At 70.6% G+C, this 7,156-nt stretch carries 6 protein-coding genes; 5 read left to right on the top strand and 1 reads right to left on the bottom strand.

What is annotated here, in order from left to right; genetic code table 11:
* Window positions 1-7 precede the first annotated feature (7 nt).
* The 3 genes from JF781_RS09780 to JF781_RS09790 all read left to right on the top strand — a co-directional run bounded on the left by JF781_RS09780 (window position 8) and on the right by JF781_RS09790 (window position 3,788).
* Entirely contained in the window at window positions 8-916 is a 909-nt protein-coding gene (locus JF781_RS09780) for an alpha/beta fold hydrolase (RefSeq protein ID WP_225330209.1), read from the top strand.
* A 27-nt stretch (window positions 917-943) separates the two neighbouring features.
* Window positions 944-2,359 (top strand): acyl-CoA synthetase, encoded by a 1,416-nt coding sequence (locus JF781_RS09785; RefSeq protein ID WP_225330210.1) that lies wholly within the window; start codon window positions 944-946, stop codon window positions 2,357-2,359.
* A 163-nt stretch (window positions 2,360-2,522) separates the two neighbouring features.
* The gene (locus JF781_RS09790; protein WP_225330215.1) at window positions 2,523-3,788 is read left to right on the top strand and encodes an MFS transporter; all 1,266 of its coding nucleotides are present in this window, start codon (window positions 2,523-2,525) and stop codon (window positions 3,786-3,788) included.
* Here JF781_RS09790 and dapD read toward each other — a convergent pair.
* Window positions 3,785-4,738 carry a 2,3,4,5-tetrahydropyridine-2,6-dicarboxylate N-succinyltransferase gene (gene dapD / locus JF781_RS09795; protein WP_225330216.1) on the bottom strand — a complete coding sequence of 318 codons (954 nt, stop codon included), beginning with the start codon at window positions 4,736-4,738 and terminating at the stop codon, window positions 3,785-3,787. The two genes, JF781_RS09790 and dapD, sit on opposite strands and share 4 nt — an antisense overlap.
* 305 nt (window positions 4,739-5,043) lie before the next feature.
* Here dapD and JF781_RS09800 point away from each other — a divergent pair, with 305 nt between their 5' ends.
* Together JF781_RS09800 and JF781_RS09805 are read left to right on the top strand one after the other, a co-directional pair.
* Complete coding sequence (locus JF781_RS09800) at window positions 5,044-5,856, top strand: PE domain-containing protein (RefSeq protein ID WP_225330211.1); 813 nt, start codon at window positions 5,044-5,046, stop codon at window positions 5,854-5,856.
* Window positions 5,857-5,893: 37 nt separating this feature from the next.
* Window positions 5,894-7,054, top strand: a complete 1,161-nt coding sequence (locus JF781_RS09805; RefSeq protein WP_225330212.1) for a PPE family protein — start codon at window positions 5,894-5,896, stop codon at window positions 7,052-7,054.
* The last annotated feature ends 102 nt before the right edge of the window (window positions 7,055-7,156 follow it).

Raw genomic sequence — 7,156 nt, forward strand, 5'->3', positions numbered from 1 at the left:
TGCTGACATGGCCATCGAGATCGCCCGCCCCAAGCTCGAAGGAAACGTCGCCGTCGGCGAAGACCGCCAGATCGGCTTCGCCGAATTCGGTGATCCCCAGGGCCGCGCGGTCTTCTGGCTGCACGGCACCCCCGGCGCGCGTCGCCAGATTCCCACCGAAGCCCGCCTCTACGCCGAAAACCACAAGATCCGGCTGATCGGGCTGGACCGGCCCGGGATCGGCTCGTCGACACCCCATCGCTACGAGAACATCCGGGCGTTCGCCGACGACCTGCGGACCATCGCGGACACGCTCGGCATCGACAATATGGCCGTCATCGGCCTGTCCGGCGGCGGTCCGTATGCGCTCGCGTCGGCCGCGGTGCTGTCCGACCGGGTCGTCGCGGCCGGAATCCTCGGCGGCGTCGCGCCCTTCGTCGGCGACGAGGGGATCACCAGCGGCCTGATGAACCTGGGCAAGCGGTTGGCGCCCCTGCTGCGGCTGGGCGGTGACCCGCTGCGGATCGGTGCGAGCCTGGTGGTCCGGGCGATCCGCCCGGTCGCCAATCCCGCCCTGTATCTGTATGCCGCGATATCGCCCGAGGGCGACCGGCGCCTGCTGACCCGCCCCGAGTTCGGGGCCATGTTCCTCGACGACCTGCTCAACGGCAGCCGCAAGCAGCTGGCGGCCCCGTTCAACGACATCATCCTGTTCACGCGGGACTGGGGATTCCGGCTCGACGAGGTCAAGGTCCCGGTGCGCTGGTGGCACGGCGACAGCGACCACATCGTCCCCTTCGCCCACGGCGAGCACGTCGTGTCCAGGCTGCCCGACTGCGAGCTGATCGTGCTCCCGGGCGAAAGCCACCTCGGCGGGCTGGGCCGCGGCGAGGAGATCTTGTCCACCCTGATGAAGATCTGGGACGAGAAAAGCTGATACCTCTACGCCGGGTAGCCTGCTGACGTGCTGCTGGCGTCGTTGAATCCCTCGGCCGTTACCGCCACCGATATTGCCGACGCGGTCCGCATCGACGGCTCGGTGCTCAGCCGCAGCGACCTGGTCGGTGCCGCCACCTCGGTGGCCGAGCGGGTGGGCGGCGCGGGCCGGGTCGCCATCCTGGCCGCCCCAACCGCCGAGACGGTGCTGTCGGTCACCGGGTGCCTGATCGCCGGGGTGCCTTTCGTCCCGGTGCCCGCCGACGTGGGCACCGCCGAGCGCCGGCATATGCTCACCGACTCCGCGGCGCAAGCGTGGCTCGGGCCGGTCCCCGACGAGCCCGAAGGGCTCCCGCACATCCCGGTGCGCCTGCACGCCCGCTCCTGGCACCGCTACCCCGAGCCCTCGCCCGACGCCACCGCGATGATCATCTACACCTCGGGCACCACCGGGCTGCCCAAGGGGGTGGTGCTGAGCCGGCGCGCGATCGCCGCCGACCTGGACGCGCTGGCGCAAGCCTGGCAATGGACGGCCGACGACGTGTTGGTGCACGGCCTGCCGCTCTTCCACGTGCACGGCCTGGTGCTGGGCCTGCTCGGCTCACTGCGGGTCGGGAATCGCTTCATCCACACCGGGAAACCGACGCCGGCGGGCTACGCCGCGGCCCGCACCGACTTCGGCGGCACGCTGTTTTTCGGCGTGCCCACCGTGTGGTCGCGGGTGGGGGCGGACGAGGCGGCCGCCCGGGCGCTGGGCCCGGCGCGGCTGCTGGTCTCCGGAAGCGCACCGCTGCCGGTGCCGGTGTTCGACCGGTTGGCCGCACTCACCGGACATCAGCCCGTCGAACGCTACGGCGCCTCGGAATCGCTGATCACCATTTCGACGCGGGCCGACGGCGAGCGGCGCCCGGGGTGGGTGGGCCTGCCGCTCACCGGCGTGCAGACGCGGGTGCTCGACGACGACGGCGGTACGGTGCCGCACGACGGCGAAACCGTCGGGAAGCTCCACGTTCGCGGTCCGATGATGTTCGACGGCTACCTGAACCGGCCGGACGCCACCGCCGAGGCGTTCGACGCCGACGGCTGGTACCGCACCGGTGACGTCGCGGTCATCGACGGCGGGGGGATGCACCGCATCGTGGGTCGCGAGTCGGTCGACCTGATCAAGTCCGGCGGCTACCGCATCGGTGCGGGCGAGATCGAGACCGTGCTGCTCGGACATCCGGGCGTGCAGGAGGCCGCGGTGGTCGGGATGCCCGATGCGGACCTGGGGCAGCGCATCGTCGCGTACGTCGTCGGATCCGCCAACGGCGACGAACTGATCGACTATGTCGCGCAACAACTTTCGGTGCACAAGCGCCCGCGCGAGGTCCGCGTCGTCGACGCGCTACCCCGCAACGCCATGGGCAAGGTCCTCAAAAAGCAGCTGCTGTCCGACGGCTGAGCGCGGTGCGTGGGCCCGTCACCACACCGCGAATTTCAGCTCGATTCTTCGCAGTCCCGTTACGCCCGCAGTCCAACCGGCGGCAGGTACCGTCGTAAAAGTGCAAGGACGGAACCTACCCCCGGCCGGCGCCGCCGCGACCGTCGTAACCGGGCCCACGCCGATGAGGCGGATCGCGGTCGCCTGCCTGGTGGGCTCGGCGATCGAGTTCTACGACTTCATGATCTACGGGACCGCGGCGGCACTGGTGTTCCCGATGGTGTTCTTCCCGCACCTGAGCCCCTCCGGCGCCACGATCGCCTCGATGGGGACGTTCGCGACGGCTTTTTTGTCCCGGCCCCTCGGCGCGGCCGTGTTCGGATACTTCGGGGATCGGCTGGGCCGCAAGAAGACCCTGGTCGCCACGCTGCTGATCATGGGCGTGTCAACGGTGTGCGTCGGCCTGGTCCCCAGCTCGGGGGTGATCGGTGCCGCGGCGCCGCTGATCTTGGTCGCGCTTCGGCTGCTGCAGGGGTTCGCCGTCGGCGGCGAATGGGCGGGTTCGGCGTTGCTGAGCGCCGAATACGCGCCCGACGACCGGCGCGGCCGGTACGGCGTGTTCACCTTGATGGGCGGTGGCATCGCCGCCGTGCTGAGCAGTGCAACCTTTCTGGGGGTGAACCTCACCATCGGCGAAGGCAGTCCGGCGTTTCTGCAGTGGGGATGGCGGGTGCCGTTCCTGCTCAGCGCGGTGTTGGTCGGGCTCGCGCTGTACGTGCGCCTGAACATCGAGGAGACCCCGGTGTTCGCGGAGGAGAAGGCGCGTGAGCTGATACCCAAAACCCCGCTCGCGGAGCTGCTGCGGCTGCAACGCCGTGAGATCGCGCTGGCCGCGGGCAGCATCCTCGGCGCGTTGGGGTTCATCTACATGGCCCACACCTATCTGGCGATGTACGCGCACTCGCACCTGGGGTATTCGCGCAACTTCATCTGGTTCGTCGGCGCGCTGTGCGGGGTCGCGAGCATGGCGTTCATGGCGGTATCGGCCACTCTGTGCGACCGGCTCGGGCGTCGCCGCATCATGCTGGTGGGGTGGAGCTGTTGTCTGCTGTGGTCGTTTCTGGTGATGCCGTTGCTGAACACCGGCAAGCCCGTGGGGTACGCGGTGGCGATCGTCGGCATGTGCACGGCCGCGGCGATCGGCTCCGGCCCGACGGCGGCATTCATCCCCGAACTGTTCGCCACCCGCTACCGCTACAGCGGAACGGCGCTGGCGCAAAACCTCGCCGGCATCGTCGGTAGCGCGGCGCCGCCGCTGATCGCCGGGACCCTGCAGGCGACATACGGCAGCTGGGCGATCGGATTCATGTTGGCCGCCCTCACAGCGGTCAGCCTGGTGTGCACCTACCTGCTGCCCGAAACCAACGGCACGGCGCTCGGAGTCGGTTAGTTGGCGTGCAGGTCCTCGTTGAGGGCGATGCCCTGGCCGCCGCGGGCCACCACCTCCACGGCCCCGCTCAGCGAATTGCGCCGGAACAACAGGTTGTTGCCGCCGGAGAACTCGCGCGCCTTCATCTCTTTGCCCTCGGGCGTGATGACCTTGGTGCCCGCGGTGACATAGAGACCGGCTTCCACGACGCAGTCGTCGCCCAGTGAAATGCCCAGGCCGGCATTGGCGCCGAGCAGGCAACGCTTGCCGATCGAAATGACCTCGGTGCCACCGCCGGACAGCGTGCCCATGATCGAGGCTCCGCCGCCCACATCGGAGCCGTCGCCCACCACGACGCCGGCCGAGATGCGGCCCTCCACCATCGACGCTCCCAGCGTGCCGGCGTTGTAGTTGACGAAGCCTTCGTGCATCACCGTGGTTCCCGGGGCCAGGTGGGCGCCGAGCCGCACCCGGTCGGCGTCGGCGATGCGCACCCCGGTCGGCAACACGTAGTCGACCATCCGCGGGAACTTGTCGACGCCGTAGACCATCACCGGTCCGTGGCGGCGCAGCCGGGCCCGCACGGCCTCGAACCCCTCGACGGCGCAGGGCCCGCGGTTAGTCCAGACGACATTGGTTAATACCCCGAACAAGCCGCCGGCGTTCAGCCCATGCGGCGCCACCAACCGGTGCGAAAGCAGATGCAGCCGCAGGTAGGCGTCGTAGGCGTCGGCGGCCACGTCGTCCAGTGAGCCGATGACCGTGCGCACGGCGACGGTCTCGGTGCCGCGGTCGTCGTCCCGGCCGATCAGCGCCGTCAGTTCGGGGGGAACGTCGGACAGCGCCAGCCGCGACGTCGCCCCGGTGCCCGATTCGGTCAGTTCCGGTGCGGGAAACCACGTGTCGAGGATCGATCCGTCGGCGGCCAGCGTTGCCAGCCCGATACCTGCAGCTCCAGTCACGGCGGTCAGGTTACTTGCCGGCCCGCTTCACCGGCCCGCCCGCCCTGCGGGCGACGACGCCCCGGGGGTCGTGAAATGGGCCGAGTGCGCCGCCGCCTGTGAAAAGCTGGCCCGCGCAACGTGATTCGGAGGTCCTCGCTGCGCGGTCGCTGCAGTGTGCGTTTCGAGGCCGCCGTCTTGCCAGGTCAACCGAGTGAACTGGGCCGTTTCGGGGTACCTCGCTCCCGGGCATCGGCTGGTCACGTCCTGGGCCTGGTGGAGAGCCACCGGCGCGGGTCCGCAAGGGACCGGCTCGTTTAGAGAAGGAGAACACCATGTCCTTTGTCACCACACGGCCCGAGGCGCTGATGGCCGCGGCGAGCATGCTCGAAGCGCTCGGCTCCTCAATGGACGCCCAAAACGCCGCCGCCGCGGCGCCCACCACGAGCATCGCTCCGGCGGCGGCCGACGAAGTGTCCGCGCTGCAGGCCGCGCAGTTTTCCGCCTACGGCGCCTGGTATCAGCAGGTCAGCGCCCAGGCGAAGGCGATCCACCAGACGATGGTGAACAACCTGGATACCAGCGCCGGTTCCTATGGCGAGACCGAAACCGCGAACCGGGTGACGACCGCCGCCTCGTCGTTGTCGCCGTTTGCCGCCGGACAGGCCGCGGCGGCCGACCCCCCGCCCGCGGGAAGCACCACCCTCGGGACCGGGATCGGGTGGGGTCAGAACGTCGGTGCAGCCGCGTCGGACTTCATCACCTTGGGGGAGGGGCAATTCGCCCCCGTCACCGGCGCCGCAGGGATTCCCAACTTCACTCCCGGGCTCACCTCGGCGTCAGCGCCCGCGCCTGCGGCCCCCGCCGCAGTGGGTGCCGCGCCGGTGCTGGCGAGCATGGGCCGCGGGCCTGCGATCGGCGCGTTGTCGGTGCCGCCCAGCTGGGCGGCCGGTGGTGTCCCGTCGGTGAATGCGACCCCGGCGCAACTGGTCGGCGCGGGCTTCACCAGCGCCGCCCCGCAGGCCGCGCCGGTGACCACCGTCCCGGGCGGCCTGCCGTCGATGGCCACGAGCGGACGCGGCGGCTATGGCCTCGGCGCGCCGCGCTACGGGGTCAAGCCGACCGTGATGCCCAAACCAGCCATCTAGCACCCCACGAACAACAACCGAGAATAGGAGCGACGCAATGTCTTTCGACTTTGGAGCACTTCCCCCCGAGATCAACTCCCGCCGCATGTACACCGGGGCGGGGGCCGCGCCGATGATGGCCGCCGCGGCGGCCTTCAGCAGCCTCGCCGACGAATTGAGTACGACGGCCTCGGCCAGCCAGTCGGCGATCTCGAACCTAACCGGCGAGGAGTGGATCGGGCCTTCCTCGTCCGCGATGGCCACCGCGGTCGAGCCATACATCACGTGGATGCACACCACCGCCGCCCAGCTGCAGCAGGCGGCCTCCCAGGCCATGGCGTCGGCGGCGGCCTATGAGGCGGCCTTCGCGATGACGGTGCCACCCCCGCTGATCGCGGCGAACAGAGCCCAACTCGCGGCCCTGGTCGCGACGAACGTCTTGGGTCAGAACACCGCGGCCATCGCGGCCACCGAGGCGCAGTACGGCGAAATGTGGTCCCAGGATGCCGCCGCCATGTACGGCTACGCCGCGGCGTCGGCGGCCGCGGCCAAGCTGAGCCCCCTGACCTCGCCGGCGCCGACGAACAACCCGGGCGGGCTGGGGGCGCAAGCCGCGGCCGTCTCCCAGGCGGCGGCCACGGGCGCGCAGACGAGCGGCCTCCAGCAGACCGTCGCTAACGCGCCCAACGCGGTGCGGACGTTCGCCGCCCCGCTGGCCGACCCTCCGTCGGCCCTGAGCGGGCTGGACAGCTTCCTCGGCAACCCGGTGGTGAACAACGTCGGCAACGCCGGTTTCGACGTGGTCTCCTGGAACGTGTTCAACACCATGGTGTCCAACATCCTCTACAACCACACCCTCGACGTGGCGGCGGCCACCGGCACGGCCGGCGATGTGGCGGGCGCGGTCGGCGGCGGCATGTTGGTGGGCGCGGCGGCACCGGCGAGCACCGCGGGCGTCGGCGCCGCGCCGGTGCTGGCGAGCATGGCTTCGGCCTCACCGGTCGGCGGGCTGTCGACGCCCGCCGCGTGGTCCGCGGCCACGCCCGCGCCTGCTGCCGCGACGCCCGTGAGTTCGGGGTGGACCGCGCCGGTCGAAGAGCCGCGCACGACGTGGGCGACGGGCATGCCGGCGGTCGCCTCGGCCGGGCGCGGCGGCTACGGCATGGGCCCGCGCTACGGGGTCAAGCCGACGGTGATGCCCACGCGGTTGCTCGTGTAAAGCGAGTCGCCATTGGCGACGCACTACCTAGATGGTGGCGACCCGCTGCGCCCGGCTCCGCCGCGCTTGCGATCGCCACTGGGTCAGATGGTGGCGACTCGC

Origin of the sequence: Mycobacterium sp. WUMAC-067, from assembly GCF_020217485.1 — a bacterium.
Taxonomy (GTDB): domain Bacteria; phylum Actinomycetota; class Actinomycetes; order Mycobacteriales; family Mycobacteriaceae; genus Mycobacterium.